The sequence below is a fragment of the Pandoraea captiosa genome (genome assembly GCF_902459775.1).
GTDB lineage: Bacteria > Pseudomonadota > Gammaproteobacteria > Burkholderiales > Burkholderiaceae > Pandoraea > Pandoraea captiosa.
In genome coordinates, this window is the sequence record NZ_CABPSQ010000002.1 from 713,624 (window position 1) to 733,397 (window position 19,774).

The 19,774-nt window shown below is 63.6% G+C and carries 20 protein-coding genes; 15 read left to right on the plus strand and 5 right to left on the minus strand.

The features are described from left to right. Positions 1-410 precede the first annotated feature (410 nt). The 5 genes from PCA31118_RS08430 to ptsP all read left to right on the plus strand — a co-directional run bounded on the left by PCA31118_RS08430 (position 411) and on the right by ptsP (position 5,207). A complete protein-coding gene (locus tag PCA31118_RS08430; RefSeq protein ID WP_174990392.1) occupies positions 411-1,457 on the plus strand; it encodes a helix-turn-helix transcriptional regulator in 1,047 nt (348 codons plus the stop codon). A gap of 59 nt (positions 1,458-1,516) precedes the next feature. After that, on the plus strand, positions 1,517-2,455 hold the full coding sequence (gene gshB / locus PCA31118_RS08435) for a glutathione synthase (RefSeq protein ID WP_150624775.1): 939 nt from the start codon (positions 1,517-1,519) through the stop codon (positions 2,453-2,455). A gap of 185 nt (positions 2,456-2,640) precedes the next feature. Further along, positions 2,641-3,054 (plus strand): PTS sugar transporter subunit IIA, encoded by a 414-nt coding sequence (locus PCA31118_RS08440; protein WP_044453699.1) that lies wholly within the window; start codon positions 2,641-2,643, stop codon positions 3,052-3,054. A 3-nt stretch (positions 3,055-3,057) separates the two neighbouring features. Further along, on the plus strand, positions 3,058-3,327 hold the full coding sequence (locus PCA31118_RS08445) for an HPr family phosphocarrier protein (protein WP_044453701.1): 270 nt from the start codon (positions 3,058-3,060) through the stop codon (positions 3,325-3,327). A gap of 143 nt (positions 3,328-3,470) precedes the next feature. Further along, positions 3,471-5,207, plus strand: a complete 1,737-nt coding sequence (gene ptsP / locus PCA31118_RS08450; protein ID WP_150624777.1) for a phosphoenolpyruvate--protein phosphotransferase — start codon at positions 3,471-3,473, stop codon at positions 5,205-5,207. A 131-nt stretch (positions 5,208-5,338) separates the two neighbouring features. On the opposite strand, the gene PCA31118_RS08455 is transcribed toward ptsP, so the two are convergent. The 3 genes from PCA31118_RS08455 to gpmA form a co-directional block, all read right to left on the minus strand. After that, positions 5,339-6,091, minus strand: coding sequence for a HesA/MoeB/ThiF family protein (locus PCA31118_RS08455; protein ID WP_150624779.1), 753 nt, complete (start codon positions 6,089-6,091; stop codon positions 5,339-5,341). A 92-nt stretch (positions 6,092-6,183) separates the two neighbouring features. Continuing rightward, a complete protein-coding gene (locus PCA31118_RS08460) occupies positions 6,184-7,752 on the minus strand; it encodes a S41 family peptidase (protein WP_150624781.1) in 1,569 nt (522 codons plus the stop codon). A 389-nt stretch (positions 7,753-8,141) separates the two neighbouring features. Beyond that, a complete protein-coding gene (gene gpmA / locus PCA31118_RS08465) occupies positions 8,142-8,888 on the minus strand; it encodes a 2,3-diphosphoglycerate-dependent phosphoglycerate mutase (RefSeq protein WP_044453708.1) in 747 nt (248 codons plus the stop codon). A gap of 233 nt (positions 8,889-9,121) precedes the next feature. On the opposite strand from gpmA, the gene PCA31118_RS08470 reads away from it, so the two are divergent. From PCA31118_RS08470 to PCA31118_RS08490, 5 genes are all read left to right on the plus strand, one after another. After that, positions 9,122-9,529: a rhodanese-like domain-containing protein gene (locus PCA31118_RS08470; RefSeq protein WP_044457658.1), complete on the plus strand. Its 408-nt coding sequence runs from the start codon at positions 9,122-9,124 to the stop codon at positions 9,527-9,529. A 17-nt stretch (positions 9,530-9,546) separates the two neighbouring features. After that, entirely contained in the window at positions 9,547-9,807 is a 261-nt protein-coding gene (gene grxC / locus PCA31118_RS08475) for a glutaredoxin 3 (RefSeq protein ID WP_044453710.1), read from the plus strand. A 65-nt stretch (positions 9,808-9,872) separates the two neighbouring features. Continuing rightward, positions 9,873-10,379, plus strand: a complete 507-nt coding sequence (secB, locus tag PCA31118_RS08480) for a protein-export chaperone SecB (protein WP_010804753.1) — start codon at positions 9,873-9,875, stop codon at positions 10,377-10,379. Positions 10,380-10,442: 63 nt separating this feature from the next. Further along, complete coding sequence (locus PCA31118_RS08485; protein ID WP_150624783.1) at positions 10,443-11,462, plus strand: NAD(P)H-dependent glycerol-3-phosphate dehydrogenase; 1,020 nt, start codon at positions 10,443-10,445, stop codon at positions 11,460-11,462. 161 nt (positions 11,463-11,623) lie between these two features. Beyond that, positions 11,624-12,151, plus strand: a complete 528-nt coding sequence (locus PCA31118_RS08490; protein WP_150624785.1) for an O-acetyl-ADP-ribose deacetylase — start codon at positions 11,624-11,626, stop codon at positions 12,149-12,151. Between the two features lie 103 nt (positions 12,152-12,254). Here PCA31118_RS08490 and trmL read toward each other — a convergent pair whose 3' ends face one another. Beyond that, on the minus strand, positions 12,255-12,725 hold the full coding sequence (gene trmL / locus PCA31118_RS08495; protein WP_150624787.1) for a tRNA (uridine(34)/cytosine(34)/5-carboxymethylaminomethyluridine(34)-2'-O)-methyltransferase TrmL: 471 nt from the start codon (positions 12,723-12,725) through the stop codon (positions 12,255-12,257). 10 nt (positions 12,726-12,735) lie between these two features. Next, positions 12,736-13,281: a ComF family protein gene (locus PCA31118_RS27000; protein WP_174990393.1), complete on the minus strand. Its 546-nt coding sequence runs from the start codon at positions 13,279-13,281 to the stop codon at positions 12,736-12,738. A gap of 498 nt (positions 13,282-13,779) precedes the next feature. Here PCA31118_RS27000 and PCA31118_RS08505 point away from each other — a divergent pair, with 498 nt between their 5' ends. The 5 genes from PCA31118_RS08505 to PCA31118_RS08525 all read left to right on the plus strand — a co-directional run bounded on the left by PCA31118_RS08505 (position 13,780) and on the right by PCA31118_RS08525 (position 19,747). After that, on the plus strand, positions 13,780-14,700 hold the full coding sequence (locus PCA31118_RS08505) for a methyltransferase domain-containing protein (RefSeq protein ID WP_150624791.1): 921 nt from the start codon (positions 13,780-13,782) through the stop codon (positions 14,698-14,700). 479 nt (positions 14,701-15,179) lie between these two features. Then, a complete protein-coding gene (gene sbnA, locus PCA31118_RS08510; RefSeq protein ID WP_150624793.1) occupies positions 15,180-16,217 on the plus strand; it encodes a 2,3-diaminopropionate biosynthesis protein SbnA in 1,038 nt (345 codons plus the stop codon). After that, positions 16,214-17,242 (plus strand): 2,3-diaminopropionate biosynthesis protein SbnB, encoded by a 1,029-nt coding sequence (gene sbnB, locus PCA31118_RS08515; protein ID WP_150624795.1) that lies wholly within the window; start codon positions 16,214-16,216, stop codon positions 17,240-17,242. The genes sbnA and sbnB overlap by 4 nt, the downstream gene beginning before the upstream one ends. A gap of 125 nt (positions 17,243-17,367) precedes the next feature. Continuing rightward, positions 17,368-18,762, plus strand: coding sequence for an adenylosuccinate synthetase (locus PCA31118_RS08520; protein WP_246190136.1), 1,395 nt, complete (start codon positions 17,368-17,370; stop codon positions 18,760-18,762). Positions 18,763-18,778: 16 nt separating this feature from the next. After that, positions 18,779-19,747 carry a diiron oxygenase gene (locus tag PCA31118_RS08525; RefSeq protein WP_174990394.1) on the plus strand — a complete coding sequence of 323 codons (969 nt, stop codon included), beginning with the start codon at positions 18,779-18,781 and terminating at the stop codon, positions 19,745-19,747. The last annotated feature ends 27 nt before the right edge of the window (positions 19,748-19,774 follow it).

Genomic DNA, 19,774 nt, shown 5'->3' on the forward strand with positions numbered 1-19,774 from the left:
CGTCTGGTTCGCGTCAGTCATGTCGTGATAATGCGGCGGTTCGACGCATCCAACATCCCCCGAATGGGGGATGTCCGTCCGTGTTCAAGTGGAATAGGAAATTTCCTCGATGATCTACGGGACGGTTCTTGACTGGGAGAGACAGGCGAATGCAGGGGGATTTGCGCACGTGCCTTCGTCAAATTCATCGGTTGCCGGTCCCCACGCTCGGCTATCTGCCGCTGTGGCTGGAGACGTTACGTCTGTGGCTTGACGCCGATAATGTGGCCGCACTGTGGTGTTCGGCGCCTGAAACGGCCGGCGCTATAGCCGCTGATGCTGCGACGGCGGGCGGCGTCCGTTGGTATGCACCACAGGCGTCTGTCACGGCGTGTGAGCGTCTTGCCGCTTGCGCATGGGGGATGCCGCCGATGCCGTCTGTCGCAACGCTGCAACAGGCGTTGGTCGACCGTGCGATGCTGCGTGGTCACGCGCGACATGCACGGCGGCATGTGCGGCCTGGACGGTGCGCGGAGCCGGGGCCGCATGGCAGCAACCGCAGCGTGGCAGACGTGCTGCATCGCCCGCCGGAGTTGAACGCATGCCTGGCCGACGGCGATGTGCTCGACGTCTGCCTTTTGCCGGTCGCGCGTGCCGCGCAAGCGCCCCCGGCTTGCGATGACGGCGTGGCACCCCGTGCGACCTCGATTGGCGCGTTACGTTTGCTCGTGTCGCGCGACCGCGAGCGCCCGTCGTTCACGACGCGGGAAATCGGTGCGTTCGAGATGGCAGCGGCGGAGTTCTCCGTCGTGCCCGAACGTCCTCAATTCCCGTCGTTCAGTGCCATGGTGCCTGCGTCGCCGGACGTCGTGCACGCGCCGATCAACGCCATTTGTCGTGATATCGCGGGCACGCTCGTCTGGCACGGACAGGCGCCGGAGTGGGCGGATCCCACGGCGCTCGCGCTCATGCGTCGGGTTTGGCGACGCTCGCCCGGGCGGGCGTGGCCAGACGCCTGCGTGGTGGTTCAGGCCTGCCAGCGTCTCGCAGACGAACTGACGCGGCATCCGGGCGGTAACGCTTCGGCGCTCGCGCAAGTCGGCGCGCGTGTCCCCGTGCCCGGCGGTACGCTTCATTTGCACGCCACGCACCTGTGCGGCATGGGCGGACGTGCGACCGAGCGCGTGCGCATTGCGCTGCATCTCGTCGTGCCACCCGCCATGCGGCTGTGGCAGCGACTGTGCGAGACGGGGCTCACGCCCGTGCAGCGTGACATTGCCATGCGCTTGCTGGCGGGACAGTCGCGTACCGCCACGCGTGAAGCGTGCGCGATCGGTGTACAGACACTCAAGACCCATCTGTCGCTCATGCGTGCGCGGCTCGACCCGGTGCGTGACGCCTCGCTGCTGCTCGGGCTGGGAGGGAGCGGCATCGTCGGTGCCGTCGGCAGCGGCAAAACGACGCCTCGGCTAGAATAGACGCCTGTCGCCGCAGCTTGCGGTGTGTGCATCCGAACCTCCAAGATTCCCGCCGATCGATGCAGATTCTCTTTATCGCCGACCCGCTCGACCAATTCAAGATCTACAAGGACACCACGTTCTCGATGATGCGCGAAGGCGCGCGTCGTGGGCACCGCATCTTCGCTTGCGAGCCGCACGAGATGGCGTGGCAAGGCGCAACGGTCGATGCGCGCGTGAAGGAAATTCGTCTGACGGGAGACGCACAGACCTGGTACGAAGTCGTCGATACACGCGTGGCTGCGCTGACCGAATTCGACGCGGTGCTCATGCGCAAGGACCCGCCGTTCGACATGGAGTACATCAACGCCACGTGGCTGCTCGAGATTGCCGAGCGCGCCGGCGCGCGTGTCTTCAACAAGCCGAGCGCGATTCGCGATCACTCCGAAAAGCTGGCGATTGCCGAATTCGGTCAGTTCGTGGCGCCGACGCTGGTCACGCGCGACGCCGTGCGTCTGCGCGCCTTTCACGCGGAACATGGCGACGTGATCTACAAGCCGCTTGACGGCATGGGGGGTACGGGGGTGTTCCGCATCGGCCCGGACGGCCGTAACCTCGGCTCGGTGATTGAAATGCTGGGCGAGAACGGCGCGCGTTCGGTCATGGCGCAACGCTTCATCCCGGATATCAAGCTCGGTGACAAGCGAGTGCTCGTCATCGGCGGCAAAGTGGTCCCCCATTCGCTCGCGCGTATTCCGCAAGGGAACGAAGTGCGCGGCAACCTCGCGGCGGGGGGGCTCGGCGAGGCCCGGAACCTCTCGGCGCGCGATCGTCAGATTGCCGAGGCGCTGGCGCCGGTTCTCTGGCAACGCGGCCTGTTGCTGGTGGGCCTCGACGTCATCGGCGATTACCTCACGGAAGTGAACGTCACGAGTCCGACGTGCTTCCAGGAAATTACCGATCAGACCGGTTTCGACGTGCCGAAGATGTTTATCGACGCCCTGGAACTGGCGGTCTGACGCGGACGCGCAAAGGGTTCGTCCAGTGAAGACCTGCTTTGGGTCGAACCCTAACTTGATGAAATTTCAGGATTAATTCGGGATTTTGTCGCGCCTGCTAAAATAAGAATCCCAAAATCGACAGGTTCGCGTTCGTCGTTGTGTTTGTATCCCGAACACCTGCGGCGCCCGGCGTGCCTAGCATCATGGCTGGAATTCTGATCATTGCCCACGCACCGCTGGCTTCGGCCCTTCGCGAGTGCGTCTCGCACATCTACGGCGGGTGTCCGTCGCGCATCGGCGCGATCGACGTTGTCCCCGACCAGGACACGGCGGCGCTCGTAGACGTCGCAAAAGAACGCCTCGCGCAACTGCACGAAGAGAACGGCGTGCTGGTGCTCACCGATCTGTTCGGGGCGACGCCTTCGAACGTGGCGGCGCAACTCGTGGGGCCGAAGGTGCGCGTGCTCGCCGGCGTGAATCTGTCGATGCTCATCAAAGCGGTTTGCTATCGCTCGGTGCCCCTCGACACGCTGGCGGAGAAGGTGCTTTCGGGCGGGTCTAAAGGTATTCTGGAAGTCGGCGCGGGTGCGCCGGCCACACACACTACGTCACACTGAAACATGCTTCGACAAGAAACGACGATCGTAAATAAATTGGGCTTGCACGCCCGGGCATCCGCAAAGCTGACGCAGCTGGCGGCAAAATTTCAGAGTGAGGTCTGGCTGACCCGAAACGGTCGTCGGATCAACGCGAAAAGCATCATGGGCGTTATGATGCTGGCGGCCGGCATCGGCTCGAAGGTCGAAGTCGAGACCGAGGGCCCGGACGAAGCGCAGGCCATGCAAGAAATTCTCGACCTCATCGCGAACAAGTTCGGCGAAGGGGAATAATACGTTGCTGTGGTGACGCGGCGTCGGCAGGCGCGCCGTGTCACGCTGGCCGTGCTTTCGCCGCACCGCCGCTCACTGTCCGCAACGACAGCCAACACACAGAATACGGTCGAATCACCCGCCTCTGAACTGGGGAGACTTCCTTGTCTTTCACCCTGCACGGCATTCCCGTTTCCCGCGGCATCGCGATCGGACGCGCTTATCTGCTCGCGCCCGCCACGCTCGATGTTCCGCACTATCTGCTCGATCCCAGCCAGATCGACGACGAGATCGCTCGCTTCGAAAGCGCTCAGGCGACCGTCCAGCAAGAACTCGATACGCTCAAAGAGGAACTCCCTGACGACGCCCCGGGCGAGATGGGCGCGTTTCTCGACGTTCACTCCCTGATCCTCAACGACACGCTGCTCGTCGATGCCGTGGTGAAGCTCATTCGCGAGCGTCGCTACAACGCCGAGTGGGCGCTGACGACGCAACTCGAAGTGCTCGTCGCGCGTTTCGAAGACATCGAGGACGAATACCTGCGCGAGCGTCGTGCGGACATCGAACAGGTGACCGAGCGCGTGCTCAAGGCGCTTGCCGGGACCCCTGGCATTCGCCACGTGGCGACCGAGACGCCGCGCGACGACATGATCGTCGTGGCGCGCGACATCGCGCCGGCCGACATGCTGCAATTCAAGTCGCAGACGTTCAAGGGCTTCGTGACCGATCTCGGCGGCAAGACTTCGCACACGGCCATCGTCGCGCGCAGTCTCGGGATTCCCGCCGCTGTCGGCGTGGCACAGGCCAGTCTGCTCATCAAGCAGGATGACGTCATCATCATCGACGGCGATCACGGGATCGTCATCGTCGACCCTGCGCCGATCGTGCTCGAGGAGTACAGCTATCGCCAGAGCGAGCGTGCACTCGAAGAGCGACGCCTGCAGCGTCTGAAGCATTCGCCCGCGCAGACCATCGACGGGACGCATATCGAGTTGCTCGCCAACATCGAATTGCCCGAGGACGCCAAGACCGCCGTAGCGGCGGGCGCTGTCGGCGTTGGCCTGTTCCGCACGGAGTTCCTCTTCATGAACGAGGAGGAGGCGCCGGAGGAAGAAGCGCAGTTCGAGGCATACAAACGTGCGGTCGAAGCGATGCAGGGGCTGCCGCTCACCATTCGCACCATCGACGTGGGCGCCGACAAACCCCTCGACAGTCACGAGACTTACGAGACCGCGCCGAACCCGGCGCTGGGTCTGCGCGCCATTCGCTGGAGTTTGTCCGAGCCGCGCATGTTCCTCACGCAACTGCGCGCGATTTTGCGGGCTTCGGCGTTCGGTAAGGTGCAGATTCTGTTCCCGATGCTCGCGCATGCGCAGGAAATCGATCAGACGCTCGAACTGGTGCGCGAGGCCAAGTCGCAACTCGATGCGGCGGGCCTGCTGTATGACCCGAACGTGAAGCTGGGCGCCATGATCGAGGTCCCGGCCGCCGCGCTTACGGTGCCAATGTTCCTCAAGCGGCTCGATTTCCTGTCCATCGGGACGAACGATCTGATTCAGTACACGCTGGCCATCGACCGGGCAGACAATGCCGTCGCGCATCTGTACGATCCGCTGCATCCTGCCGTCCTTCGCCTGATCGCCATGACGATTCGCGAGGCACATGCCTTCGGTGTGCCGGTGGCGGTGTGTGGCGAGATGGCTGGCGACCCGACGGCCACGCGTTTGCTGCTGGGCATGGGGCTGCGCGAATTCTCCATGCATCCGAGCCAGTTGTTGCAGGTCAAACAGGAAATCCTGCGGGCGCATCTGCCCGATCTGGAGCGGCCGGTGCAGGAGCTGCTCGCGGCGACCGAACCCGAGGAGATGCAGGCGGCGCTGGCGCGGTTGGCTGTCGCCTGACCGGTCGTTACGCCAGACGCACATCGTCGTAGCGATAGGCAAAAAAACGGACGCTTCCTTTGCGGAGCGTCCGTTTTTTTATTTCGAATTTGGGATACCGCCGTGGCGGTCGTCACCCAATGCCCATGCGATCAGTGACGCTGTCCGCAGACCTTGCACTCCGGGTTGCGTGCGCAGTGCATGGTGTGCCAGCTCATCTTGCGCCCGTCGAGCATCTGAAGACGGCCGACGAGCGGCGTGCCCACACCCGTGATCAGCTTGATCGCCTCCGCTGCCTGCATGCTGCCGATAATGCCCACGAGCGGCGCCAGAACCCCCATCGTTGCACACGCCTGCTCGGGGAAGGGTTCGTCCGCGGGGAAGATGCATTCATAGCAGGGCGACGCGTCGTTGCGCACATCGAACACGCTGATTTGCCCATCGAAGCGCAAGGCCGCGCCGGAGACGAGCGGCACGCCCGCCGCCACGCACGCGCGGTTGACGGCGTGACGCGTGGCGAAGTTGTCCGAGCCGTCCAGCACGACGGTCGCGGTGCGCGCCAGCGCGGTGAGCCGGGCTTCGTCCACACGTTCATTGACCACGTCGACGCTCACGCCCGGGTTGATCTGCGCGATGCGCGCGCGTCCGGAGTCGACCTTCGACTGCCCCACGCTTTGCGTGTCATGCAGAATCTGGCGCTGCAGGTTGGTGAGATCGACGACGTCGTCATCGATCAGCGTGATGCGGCCTACTCCGGATGCCGCCAGATACAGCGCGGCAGGCGAGCCGAGTCCCCCCGCACCGACGATGACGGCATGGGCGGCGAGCAGACGCTCCTGACCCTCGATGCCGAGTTCGTCGAGCAGGATATGACGGGAGTAACGCAGCAGCTGATCGTCGTTCATCTCAAAACGCAAAAGCGCAAAACGCAAAGGGATAAAAAAACCGTGCCGGCTTTCGCGGGCACGGTTTGTAGTGTAAAGCCTAAAGCCTTTACTTACTTCTTGTCCGCTGGCTTGGCCGGGACCACGGTGTCCGTTTTCGGATCCGTCTTGGCGCCGGCGGCCGGTGTGGTAGCCGGTATAGCAGCCTTTGACGCGTCTTTCGGCAGCGGGCCGGCGTTCGCTTCGAGACGCGACTTGGTGCGCTGGACAGGCTCGCCCTTGAGCTGGTGGACCGCTTGCTGGAGCATGAAGTCGTCGGCGCTGCCCAGATCCGGCAGGCGTTCTTCACGCTCCTTCTTGCGCTCGTCCGGCGTCTTCTTCGCGTTCTCTTCTTCGAGGCGGCGCAGTTCTTCCAGGCGGCGGGCTTCGCGCGCGTCGATTTCCTTCTGCTCGTCAGGCGTTTGCGTGTTGTGCAGGTGGTTCTGGTAATCGATTTCGCGGGTCACCAGCACGTCGTCCGGATCGCCCTTCGGGTTCTGGTCGACCGGCACGTCCGGCTTGATACCGATGGACTGGATCGAGCGGCCGCTCGGCGTGTAGTAGTACGCCGTGGTCAGACGCAACGCCGTATCCGGACCCATCTGGCGCACGGTCTGCACCGAGCCCTTACCGAAGGTCGTCTTGCCCATGATGATGGCGCGCTTCGAGTCCTGGAGCGCCCCCGCCACGATTTCCGATGCCGACGCCGAGTAGGCGTTCACCAGCACCACCATCGGGACCGTCTTCCAGATCGGGGCTTCGCCCTTGAGCGGATCTTCCGGGCTGGCCGACAAGCGGTAATTGTCGAACGTCGCCTTGTACGTCTGCTTGGCGTCTTCGATCTGACCGTTGGTCGACACGACCGTGGCGCCTTCCTTCAGGAACGCCGCGGACACGCCCACGGCCGACTGGAGGATACCGCCGCCGTTGTTGCGCAGGTCGAGGATCAGGCCCTTGAGCGGTTGGTCCTTGGCCAGTTCCTGGAGCTTCTTGGCCAGATCCGGCACGGTGCGTTCCTGGAAGCTGGTAATGCGCACGTAACCGATACCCGGCTCGAGCAACTTGCCCTTGATGCTCTGGACACGGATTTCGGCACGCACGATCGAGACCGGGAACGTGCGCTCTTCCGACTTGCGGAAGATCGTCAGCGTGACCTTGCTGCCCGGCGCGCCGCGCATGCGCTTGACCGCCTGATCGAGCGTCATGCCGCGCACGGGCTTGTCGTCGATGCGGGTGATCAGGTCACCGGGCTTCAGGCCGGCCTTGAATGCCGGGCTGTCCTCGATGGGCGAGATCACCTTCACGAGACCGTCTTCCTGCGAGATCTCGATGCCAAGACCCGCGAAACGGCCGCGCGTTTGCTCTTGCAGTTCCTTGTACTCGTCCTTGTCGAGATACGACGAGTGGGGATCGAGGCTCGACACCATGCCCTTGATGGCTGCGGTGAGCAGCTTCTTGTCGTCGACCGGCTGCACGTACTCCCGCTTGATCTGACCGAACACTTCCGCCAGCAATCGGAGCTGTTCGAGCGGCAATGGCGTGGTAGCGCTTTGTGCGGAAGCCTGCGAGAACGCGAGGGTGGCTGCCGCACCGGTCGCGAGGCCCAGCACGATCAGGCCGATGTGTTTGAGGGTTTGGCGCATATAGGCGTGGAATTTCCCGGAATTTTGGGGCGCACGCCAATGGGCGCGCGCACTTTGGCGAAGTATAACCGTTTGCCCGCAGGCGGGACATTGCCCATTCGACAGGGGGTTTTCCTGAGTGGTTCTACGAAAAGTGCCATTCCAAGCGATGTCGCACGACGAATTTCGGTGAACGTCGCCCGACAGTGCGCCGCTTTGGCCGACGCGACGAGGCCTCGCCGGTACGCGCAGCGTGCGATGAATAGGATTCTCGGCGGAGTTGGAGACGTGTTACCGCTTATTACGAGGCGGAAGGGTGGATGCGGCGGACAGGGGAGAGGGAGATAAGGAGGGATATGCCTTCTGCGGCGTCGGCGCGAGGCCGGACCGCCGCAGACGACGTTTGACGCTTACTTCGACTTGCCCTGCGCGGCCACGGCGGCCAGCGCACCGGCGATCTTGTCCTGATCGCCGAGATAGTAGTGACGAATCGGCTTGAGCTCGGCGTCCAGTTCATACACGAGCGGCGTGCCGTTCGGGATGTTCAGGCCGGCGATGTCGTCGTCCGAGATGTTGTCGAGATGCTTGATCAGCGCGCGCAGCGAATTGCCGTGTGCAGCAATGAGCACCTGCTTGCCGGCGCGCACGGCCGGGGCGATCGACTCGTTCCACAACGGGAGCACGCGCGCCACGGTGTCCTTCAGGCACTCGGTGAGCGGAATCTCTTCGCGCTTGAGCTTGGCGTAGCGCGGGTCGTTGAACGAGCTGCGCTCATCGTCTGCGGCCAGCGGCGGCGGCGGCGTGTCGTAGCTGCGACGCCACACGTGCACCTGATCGTCGCCGTACTTCGCGGCGGTCTCGGCCTTGTTCAGGCCCGCGAGCGCGCCGTAATGGCGCTCGTTCAGGCGCCAGCTGTGCACCACCGGAATCCACATCTGATCCATGGCGTCCTGCACGTGCCACAGCGTGCGGATCGCGCGCTTGAGCACCGACGTGTAGGCAAGATCGAATTTGAAGCCGGCTTCGGCCAGCAGCTTGCCGGCGTGACCGGCTTCGGCGACACCCTTCTCGGTCAGGTCGACGTCGACCCAGCCCGTGAAGCGATTTTCTTTGTTCCACGTCGATTCGCCGTGGCGGATGAGAACGAGCTTGTACATGAGCAAACTTCAGTCAGAGTAGGAAAGCGGGGGCAGCCGGCTGGGTGGGGGCGGTTCGTTGCGAGGGGGCGCAGCCAAGCCTGGTAAGGGTTTGACGCCATCTCCCGGACAGGTTCGGCACCCCGAAAACGGGGCTGCCGGGGTCCGGCGCAACGATTGGCAACGTCACTCGTCGGCGCAATCACGGAATATTTTATAATGATCGGATTCTTTTGATTATTTTCAGGTGGTTTGTGAAGTTCTTTGCCGATTACACCAACCTCGCGCTGATCGCCATCGCTCTCGTTTCGGGCGGCATGCTGGCCTGGCCGGTATTCAAGCGTGGCGGTCGCGGTCTGTCGACCATGGAAGCGACCCAGCTTATCAACCGCAAGGGCGCCGTGGTGCTCGATGTCCGTACGGCAGAGGAGTTTGCCACCGGTCACTTGCCTTCCGCACGCAATGTGCCGCTCGACGACGTGGAGCAAAAGGTCGCCGGCGTCATCAAGAACAAGGCGGCTCCGGTCCTCATCGTGTGCAAGAGCGGCCAGCGCTCGGCGCGCGCGCAGACGCTCCTTCGCAATCTTGGTTATGCTGAGGCATTCAGCCTCCAGGGCGGTGTTGCCGCCTGGCAGGAAGCCGGCCTGCCGGTAGTCAAGTAATCGAGGAGTTGCAAGTCATGCCGAAGATCGTGATGTACAGCACGCAAGTGTGCCCGTATTGCCAGATGGCGGAGCGTCTGCTGCGTCAGCGTGGTGTTCAGGAAATCGAAAAGATTCTGATCGACAAGGATCCCGCCCGCCGCGAGGAAATGATGACGCGAACCGGGCGTCGTACCGTACCGCAAATCTATATCGACGAGCGCCATATCGGCGGTTACGACGATCTTTCGGCGCTCGATCGTGCCGGTGGCCTCGTACCGCTCTTGCAAGCTGCCTGATCCCGCCTGCAAAATAGTCGCCCAGCCGCGTGATTGCGCGGCTGTCTTTATTCCAAGGAAACGAAATGTCCGACCAGAATCAGCCGTTTTTCAGCATCCAGCGCGCCTACCTGAAAGATCTGTCGCTCGAGCAGCCGAATTCGCCCGCGATCTTCCTCGAGCAGGAGATGCCGACCGTTGAAGTGCAGCTGGACGTGGCAGCAGAACGCCTGGCCGAGGAGATCTTCGAAGTCGCCGTGATCGCCACCGTGACGGCCAAGATCAAGGACAAGGTCGCGTTCCTGGTCGAAGGCAAGCAAGCCGGTATTTTCGAAATCCGTAACGTGCCGGTCGAACAGCTCGATCCGCTCATCGGCATTGCCTGCCCGACGATCGTCTACCCGTACCTGCGCGCCAACGTGGCCGATGCCATCAGCCGCGCCGGTTTCCAGCCGATTCATCTGGCGGAAGTAAACTTCCAGGCGCTGTACGAGCAACGTCTGGCACAACTGGCCGAGCAACAAGCGGCCAATGGCGAGACGCCGGCCCCGGGTATCGTGATGCCCGACGGCTCGTCCGCGCAGACCCACTAAGCGCTTGCGCTGCATCGACGCCATGGCGGGCACCGTGCCTGCGATGGCGTCGAGACCTCTCTCATGAAGATTGCCGTATTCGGTGCAGGTGCCTGGGGCACCGCGATGGCGAGCCACATGGCAGCACGCCATGACGTCGTCCTCTGGGCGCGCGACGCTGCCCTCGTGGCGCAATTGAGCGCTTCGCACGAGAATTCCACCTACCTCCCCGGTTCCCCGTTGTCCCCCCGTCTGCGATTCGAAGCCGATTTCGCGACGGCCATGGCGCATGGCACGGGCGAGCGCGCCCTGTGTGTCGCGGCCGTGCCTGTGGCCGGGTTGCGTGCGCTGGCCGGCCACATGGCGCTGGCTGACAACGCGCCGCAGAACCTCATCTGGCTTTGCAAGGGTTTCGAGGCCGATACCGGTCTGTTGCCACATCAGATCGTCGCGGAAGTATTTCCGGCGGTCGCCGGCGGCTCGTTGTCCGGGCCGAGCTTTGCGCGCGAAGTCGCGCAAGGCCTGCCTGCCGCGCTGACCATTGCGAGCGCGGCGCCAGCGCTGTGTGAACTGACGATCGCGGCGTGTCACTTCGGTGCGCTGCGCATTTATTCGAGCGACGACGTCATTGGCGTTGAAGTCGGCGGGGCAGTGAAGAACGTACTCGCGATTGCCACCGGTGTGAGCGATGGCCTCGGTCTGGGCCTCAATGCGCGCGCTGCGCTGGTCACGCGCGGCCTGGCCGAAATGACACGTCTGGGCGTGGCGCTTGGCGGCAAGCCCGAAACGTTCATGGGGCTCGCAGGCATGGGCGACTTGATTCTCACGGCGACCGGCGATCTGTCGCGCAACCGTACCGTCGGGCTGCAACTGGCCTCGGGCAAGACGCTGGACGAAGTCCTGGCGTCGCTCGGTCATGTCGCCGAAGGCGTACGATGTGCGCGTGCTGTGCGCGATCTGGCGCGCGCGCACGGTGTCGAAATGCCGATCACCGACGCCGTTTGCGCAACGTTGTTCGATGGATTGCCTGCGCGTGCTGCGGTCGAAGCACTGCTGCGCCGCGACGCCCGCGCGGAACGCGAGGACGACGGCCCGCAAGGCTGATTCGTGCGCGGGGCTGGCAATGCCGGTGTTATCTGACCGGCGGTCAAAGCACTGCGCCGCCGCGCTGTCATCACGAAGGATGACCGGTCATCGCTGCCGGTCATCATGTTTCCCGACGACGGTTGCCTGCCGTCGACACTCGCCACAAGGGAGCCACGCCCATGTCGCAAGTCGTCCCATCCCATGTTCGTCTTCATGCCAGTCTGGGCGATATCACGCGCTCGACACTCGACGCGATCGTCAATGCCGCGAATGAATCGCTGCTCGGCGGTGGCGGCGTCGACGGCGCGATCCATCGCGCTGCCGGACCGGAACTCCTCGAAGCCTGCCGAAAACTCCAGGGTTGCCCGACCGGGCAAGCGAAGCTCACGCCCGGATTCCGCCTCAAGGCAAAGTTCGTGATTCACACCGTCGGCCCCGTGTGGCACGGCGGCGCGAATGACGAGCCCGCGCTACTGGCGAGTTGCTATCGCGAGAGCTTGCGTCTGGCCGCTGAGCATGGATGCCGGAGCATCGCATTTCCTGCCATCAGTTGCGGTGTGTATGGGTACCCTGCCGAACTTGCGGTCCCGCTGGCTGTGTTCACGGTGCGCGACGCGCTTCCGCACTTTCCCGGCATCGAGCGTGTGGAGTTCGTGTGCTTCGATGCGGCCATGTTTGCCGCCTACGAGCGAGAGTTGGCGACCTGATTTGGCGACCCGAGTTAGCGACCTGAGTTAGCGAACCGAGGGACCTGAGCGACCTGAGTGGGCGACGCGATACCGCAGACCGGCGAACTCGCAAATCCGGCGATCAGGACCCGCCCGCGTAGCCCTGCTGACGCCACGCTTCAAAGACCACCACGGCGACGGTATTCGAGAGATTCAGGCTGCGATTGCCGGGGCGCATCGGCAGTCGCACGCGCTGCGTCGTTGCGAACGTGTCGAGCAACTGCGGATCGAGACCCCGGGTCTCGGAGCCGAAGACGAACCAGTCTCCCGGCGCGAATGCCAACTCTCCGAACGGGCGCGAGCCGCGTGTGGTCAATGCGAACATGCGCGCGGGGTCCGGCGATTCGGCTGCGACAAACGCGGCCCAATCCCGGTGTACCTTCATTTGCGCATACTCGTGATAGTCGAGCCCGGCGCGTCGCATGCGCGCGTCGTCGAGCGGAAACCCAAGGGGTTCGATCAGATGCAATCGCGCGCCGGTGTTGGCGCACAGACGGATCACGTTGCCGGTGTTCGGCGGAATTTCAGGGCTGACGAGAACGACGTTGAACATGACGGTTCGGCTAAGGGTTAGGGAAGGGCGGCGTGCGCAATGCGACCGCTGCCAGGACGTGCGCCGCACCGGCACGCTTGAGCGCAGCGGCGGCCGCGTCGCAGGTGGCGCCGGTGGTCATCACGTCGTCAATCAGCACGACATGCCGCCCACGCACGCGGGCGTCGGCGACGAAAACGCCGCGCAGGTTACGTCGCCGCTCGTCGCGCGAGAGCCGTCGCTGCGCCGCTGTCGTGCGTTCGCGATGCAGCATGCTGGCGCTCGCCGGCAGATGGGCTCGCCGCGAGGCTACGCGCGTCAGTTCCCAGGCCTGATTGAAGCCGCGTGATGCGAGTCGCGACGGCGCCAAGGGCACGGGCACGAGCAGCGGTGCTGTCGCGTCTGCATGGGCACTGTCATCGCCATGATGGGATGCAATGGCATCGCCGAGTCGTTCGCCGAATTCCCGCGCGAGCGGCAGAGCACCATGGTATTTCAGACGAATCATCAAGCTGTCGAGCGGCGTCACGTAGTCTGCGAGCGTCAATGTGGCGTCGAACGCCGGCGGGTGTCGCAAGCATTGTCCGCATAGGGCAGTGTCCAGGGTGCGACAAATTGTCGCATGTTCCGTGTGGCACGCCGACGTTCCGTCTCTTCCGAGCCACTGCGGCGGCAGGGCAATCGCACATCGACGGCATCGCGAGGGGGCGATGGCGCTGGACACATCGAAGCCGGCGGCGCAGTCCGCACAGATCTGGCGCTGCCCCCGCTGACGGCAGACGGCGCAATGATCCGGCAGCACAATGCCCAGCAGTCCACCTGCGAGCTTGGCAAGTGTCGGAATGAGGGATGGGAGCATTGGCACGGCGGTGGGGATGACGGCTGGAAGGGCAGAATGCGACGGCGACGAGGTCAGGTTGGCGGCGGGCTGCCGGTGCGACGCCATCGCGAAGTCGGCAAGTCGATGCGCACGATGGGAAGCGTCTATCAGTGTCGGTGCGGCGGGCAGTCCGGCGGTGGTCGATGCGTTCCGACAGCAGCGAGTATACTGCCGACTCGTCTTTTCGCCTGTCCCATGAAGCCCTCCGACGCTCCCCAAAACCCGTCCCCTGCGTTTTCCGCACGCTTTTTGCGCACCGCATTCGATCGCCGCGCATCGAAATGGCCGGATGCCGATTTCCTGATGCGGGAGGTCGCGTCGCGGCTGGCGAGCCGACTCGACTACATCAAGCTCAAGCCGAAACGTCTGCTCGACGCCGGTTGCGGCACGGGCAACGATCTGCTCGGTTTTGGCGAGCGGTATCCCGACGCCTATCGGGTGGGGCTCGACGCGTCGTATGCCATGGCCAGGTCTGCCGCAGCGGCCGGCGCGACGACGGGCTGGAGACGTTTGCTGCGCAGCGCGCCGCCGTATGGTGTGGTGCAGGCCGACTTCGCGGCACTGCCGTTCGCGCCGCGCTCGTTCGACCTCGTGTGGTCGAACCTTGCGCTTCACTGGTATCGCGAACCGCATCGTGTGATTCCGGAATGGCACCGCGTGCTGAGCACCGACGGCTTGCTGATGTTCTCGGCATATGGCCCTGACACATTGCGCGAGTTGCGTGCTGCGTGGGCAGAAGTCGACGACCTTCCGCATGCGCTCGAACCGACGGATATGCACGACCTCGGCGACATGATGGTGGCGAGCGGTTTCGACACGCCGGTGACCGATATGGAACGGCTCACACTGACCTTCGAGTCGCCGGACACCTTGCTGCGCGACGTACGCCTGCTTGGCGTGAATCCATTGCCGGAGCGCCGTCAAGGGCTGACGGGGCGTACGCGGCTTGCGGCGCTGCGGGCGGCACTAGATCGCCAGCGCGATCGTGACGGCACCATTTCCCTGACGTTCGAACTCGTCTACGGACACGCCTGGAAGATTCCGGAAAAGACCGACGCTGCGGGCAACGCCGTCGTGCGTATCCAGGACATCGGTCGCGGTGGCCGACCCCGCTAACCACGTAAACCACGTAAACCGCGTAAACCGCGTAAACCGCGTTAACCCCCGATATCCCTGCCAGCTCGCGGTAAGTCCCTGTCCTCCAACGCTTTCGTCGCGCGTCGACGTTAGCGACAATCGGCGGAAATCTCCGCCGATGTGTCTCCGATCCCACCACTCCCGCTGCCAGATGCTGTCACGACGTCCTCGCGTCGGCGCCTGCTCCTGGACTCACCGCACCCTGCGTCCTACACGACCATGCAGGTATTCCGCGCTCGCTCGCTTCGCTTAAATGATGCTTCACGGTGTGAAAAGGCGCGCAATGTCCTGGAAGTCGCTTCGGGACTTCGGCTCGCGATTCCTGCGCAGTTTCACACCATCGCGTGGCCAGTTGGCGAGTCTTCGGGAGGTGATCAGTGGCGGGCTATCAGCACGAAACGTCGGCGGTGCAGCGGCAGGGGGAATCTGCACGAAGCGATCGACTGCACGAGACGCCGATGCTCCGCGTCGATGGCGAATTCCTGCGGCCGACGGTCCCGGTGTTCGCTGCCATCGATGACCTTTGCCCGGCAACCGTTCACCTCAAACTGGAGGGACTGAACGCGGCGGGGTCGATCAAGCTCAAGACAGCGATGCAGCTGATCGACGACCTCGAGGCGACGCATCGCGTTCATGCGGATACGCAGATCGTGGAGTCGTCGTCGGGAAATCTCGGTGTCGCCCTGGCGATGGTGTGCGCTAATCGCGGTTATCGCTTTGTCTGCGTGACGGACCCCAATACGTCGCGCCAGGCGGTGAAAGCGATGCAGGCCGTAGGCGCACGCGTGGTGCGGGTGGTGCACCGCGACGCGCAGGGCGGATATCTCGGGACACGGATCGCGTGGATTCGCGAGCAGGTGGCCCGCGACTCGCGATGGATCTGGATCAATCAATACGCGAATCAAGGAAATTGGCGCGCGCATTTCCGATGGACGGCCCCGGAGATTTTTTCCGCGTATCCCGACGTCGATCATCTCTTCATCGGCGCGGGGACGACGGGCACCTTGCTGGGGTGTCTTCATTACGTTCGAGCGCATCGGTTACCGACGCGCGTCGTGGCTGTCGACGCCGTCGGATCCGTCACCTTTGGCGGCCCGCCGGGGCCGCGCCGCATTCCGGGACTCGGCACAAGCTGCCGGCCGCCGTTATGCGACTTGCCGGACGTCGAGGTGCCGGACGCCATCATCCATGTGCCTGAGCACGACACGGTTCGCATGTGCCATGCGTTGGCAAAGCGAGGGCTAGTGGCGGGTGGCTCGACCGGAAGTGTGTTGAGCGCAGTCCGGCGATCGGCGCTCGACATCGCCGCGAGCGACACGGTCGTCGCGATTGCGCCGGATATGGGCGACAAGTATCTCGACACGATTTACGACGCGCAATGGGTGGCGAGCGCCATTCCCGAGAGCCGGGGCGACCCCGGTGGTGCGTGCGGCACCTCGGCGTCAACGGCCGTCCCCTCGTCTTTCGTCGAAGTCGTCTCTCCCTCTCTGTCATGAACGCCCTTCCGACGCCACAATTCCGCGTGTTCACCGGCGAGCAAATCGACGCGGCCGTGAGAGCGGGCAAACGCGACATTCTCGACACGGTGGAAGCGGCCTATCGCTCGCATCACGCGGGACACACGGTCAATCCGCAAAGCCAGTTTCTCCGCTTTCCCGACGCCCGGTGCAATCGCATCATCGCCCTGCCTGCCCACATCCACAACGACGCGGGTGACAGCGTGACGGGAATCAAATGGATTTCGAGTTTCCCCGAAAACATCGAACGCGGCATGCCGCGCGCTTCGGCCGTTCTGATCCTGAACGATGCCCCGAGCGGTTATCCGATGGCTTGCATGGAAGCGAGCATCATCAGCGCGGCGCGCACCGCGGCCAGCGCGATCAGCGCGCTGCGGTGCCTGACTCGCAACGATGCGTCAGTACACCGCCGTGTGGCGTTCGTGGGCGCGGGCGTTATTGCTCGACATGTGGTCGAGAGTCTGTCGCTCGCCGCGCTCCCCATCGACGAGGTGGTGATTCACGACCTGAACAGCGACTACGCAGAGTCGTTGGCGACGCGAGTCAGGACGCACGTCGGCCTGGATGCCCGCACGGAACCTTCGCTGGAGGCCGCCATCCGGTCGTCGGACGTCATTGTGTTCGCCACCACGGCGTCTTCGCCGCATGTGAACGATCCGGCCTGGTTCTCGCACTGCCCGGTCGTGCTGCATCTGTCGCTACGCGATCTGGCGCCGGCCATCGTACTGGCGTCGCATAACGTCGTGGACGATGTCGACCATTGTCTGCGCGCCATGACCTCGCTGCATCTCACCGAGGCAGCCACGGGGCATCGACACTTTGTCACGACTTCGCTCCCGCATCTGCTGTGCGGTGGTGATCCTCCTGCGCGAGACCGTCCGATCGTGTTTTCTCCCTTTGGCCTCGGCATTCTCGACATTGCCGTCGGGCACTGGATTTACGAACGTCTGGCTGCCCGGCAAACGCCTGTTCCCCGTTTTTTCTTTGATATGCAACGCGCATGACCACTGCTGCCTCCTGCCCCTCGTCCACACCATCCACCTCATCGGCCTCATCGCCCTCATCGCCCTCATCGCCCTTATCGCTCTCAGCCGATCGCGTTTCGCACGCTGCCGAAGGATTCGCCGACGTGCTCGTCGGACTGCAATACGGCGACGAAGGCAAGGCGAAGATCATCGACGCTCTCGCGCCGGGATACGACGTGATCGCGCGCTTTAACGGCGGCGCGAACGCTGGCCACACCATCGACACCCCACACGGCAGGATCGCGCTAAAGCAGTTGCCCTCCGGGGTTTTTCATCCGCATGCGACGCTCTACATCGGTTCGGGATGCGCCATCAATCCGTGGAAACTGGCCGAGGAAATCGAGCAAGTGCGGGAGATGGGCGTGTCGCTCGAAGGGCGTCTGCATATCAGTGCGCGCGCGGCACTGGTGCAGCCGCATCACATCGCGATGGACCGAAGAGGCGGCGATACGATCGGCACCACGGGCAATGGCATTGGCCCGTGCTATGCAGATCGTGCGCTGCGCGTGCGCAACGATACCCGTGTGAATCTGATGCTTGGCGACTTGTTGGGCAACGAGACGGACACCGTCGTTGCGATGCGCGACATTTTCATGCGCATGATCAACGCAGACGGCGGAACCTCACCGTGGGTGGCGGAGATGTCGGATTTGCTTCTGAGTCTGCCCAAGGTCGCAAAGACGCTGCGTTGCTACGTCCAGCCCGATCGCACATGGCTCACGAATCGCGTGAAAGCCGGGGCGAGAGTGCTCTTCGAAGGCGCACAGTCGGTCTTGCTCGACGTGGTGGACGGAAGCCAGCCCTATGTCACGTCCAGCCACACCGTGCCCGCCTATGCGTACGTGGGGGGCGATCTTTCGCCCAAATACCATCGGCGGGTCATTGGCGTGGCCAAGGCCATCGTGTCGCGAGTCGGGCGGGGGCCGTTTCCCGCCGAGTTGGGCGGCGAGCGTTCCGCACGGTACTGCCACGAAGCGTCCGTGTCGAATATCGGCAAGGCGCAGGAGAAAACGCGATTCTCCGCGCAATCGTTGCTGCGCTCCAGCGATCCGCTGGATGTCGGGACCGCCCTTCGCATGCTCACCGACGAGTACGGTACGGGAACCGGTCGTCCGCGTCGCATCGGCATGCTGGATCTTGGCGAATTGCGAGACGTCATCAAAGCGCATGGTGTGGACTGTGTGTACCTCAACAAGGTGGATTGTCTGACGCACTATGCGAACTCCTCCTATCAAGGGGTGCCCGTTCGCGTGCATGGCGACGCTGTACCGGAAGACGCGTTGCCCGATGTGCAGATTTATCCGGGCCTGACCGCACAGTCGATCACGTCAGGTCGCGAAGGGACACTTGATGCCGCGCTGATCGGATTCATCGATTTCGTGGAGCGACACATCGGTGCGCCATTGGCAGGGCTGGGTCTCGGCCCCGAACGCGCAAGTCTCGTGTTGCTCGACCCCCGCGAGTCCGCGCCGGTCGCGCAAGCCGCCTCCGATGCTTAATTCCACGGGTGGCCCAATGCCTGATATGACAACCGACGCCGGCAGCCGGGATCGCGCATACGGCGCGCCCGAGGTGACCCCTTCGCCGCAACGACCGTGGCGCGAGGTAGCGGCGGTTACCCGCTGCGCGACCGAAGCGCCGTTTCCGAGTCTTGAGCCGGGCCACTTGTTCTTCAACGTTTCGCTCATGCCCTATGCCATGCATCCGCTGGTGTGCGAGCTTGGGCAATCGGCGCGACAACGGTTGAGCGCACTTCGGTTTGAGGACTACCTCAACAAGACCGAGCGTGTCGAGTTAGGCATCGTCAATCGCGCCATTGAACGGATGCTGGAGATTCCACGAATCACCTCGGTCACGCGAGACGACTTGCTGGCCATCTACACCGACGAAGGATTTCATACGTGGATGATGGAGCGCTTCCGGGGGCATTGTCAGCGCGCGACCGGGTATGTGCTGGCTCAGGGGCCGTCGTTGAGCGTTGCGCGTGTGCAGTCGCTTTGCGATGGTGCGCCGATGCACTACCGGGATCTGGCGATCATTGCGGCGGCTTGTGTGACGGAGACCCTGATTACGACCACGTTGCGTCAGGCGGGCGCGGGAGACGACATCTATCCGCCTGTGCGAATGCTGTTGACCGAACACGGTGCCGACGAGCTGCGTCATCAGGCGGCATTCGTTCATTTCTCGGGGGAGTGGTTGCCGTCGTTGCCGAAGGACGAGGGCGAGTACCTCGATGCGTTGCTGCCTGAGCTGATGACGGCTTTTCTCGCACCGGAAATACCGGTCTGGCATGACCATTTATGCGAGGTGGGGCTCGATGCGTTGCAGGCGGACCGGGTGCTTGGCGAGAGCATCGATCCACTGGAAGTCGGCATACAGATGATGGAGGCGGCGTTGGTGCCACGACGTCTCTTCGAGCGGTTGGGGTTGTCGTGTGCCGAGCGCTTCGCGCAGCATGCGCGCCGCTGGAGACCCCCGCGATAGCGTGTCAGGCACACCAAAGCGAAACAT